The following is a 603-nucleotide window of genomic DNA, read 5'->3' as shown; positions in this document are numbered from 1 at the left end:
GGCGCGCTCGCGCAAGGTTTCAACACGATGATTGGGGAGATTAAGGCGCGCGAGGCGGCGTTGCAGGCACTGAATGCCGATCTGGAGCTGAGAGTGCAGGCGCGCACTGAGCAGCTCCAGCAGGAGATTGCCGAACGCAAAAAGACCGAGCAGGAGCTCATCCAGGCGCGCGAGGCAGCCCTAGAGGCATCGCGCCTCAAGTCGCAATTCCTCGCCAACATGAGCCACGAAATCCGCACCCCCATGAACGGCATCATCGGCATGACAGAGCTGCTACTGCGCACAGACCTGCAGCCCGAACAGCGGGAGTATGCGGAGATTATCAAGGGGAGTGCAGAAACTCTGCTCTCTATCATCAACGACATCTTGGACTTCTCGAAGATCGAGGCGGGCAAGATGACCCTCGAGCAGGTGGAGTTTGACCTGCGCGAGGTGGTGGAAGAGGTGGGAGCCGCCTTCGCCAGCCGTGCGCACGAGAAGGGCGTAGAGCTGCTCACCGTCGTGCCTCCCAATCTCCCGCCTGTGCTAAAGGGCGACCCTGTACGCATCCGACAAATACTGAACAACCTGACCTCCAACGCTGTGAAGTTCACCGAGCGAGGG

The 603-nt window shown here is 60.2% G+C and carries 1 protein-coding gene; it reads left to right on the top strand.

Features of this window, described 5'->3' with window-relative positions; genetic code table 11:
• The coding region (locus NZ705_12515) for a hypothetical protein (GenBank protein MCS7293765.1) at positions 1 to 603 on the top strand (603 nt) is incomplete at both ends.

The sequence above is a fragment of the Gloeomargarita sp. SKYB120 genome (assembly GCA_025062155.1).
In the GTDB taxonomy this organism is placed as follows: Bacteria; Cyanobacteriota; Cyanobacteriia; order Gloeomargaritales; family Gloeomargaritaceae; genus Gloeomargarita.
The sequence above is the reverse complement of the archived record's forward strand: the minus strand, read 5'-3'. Positions and strand labels throughout refer to the sequence as shown.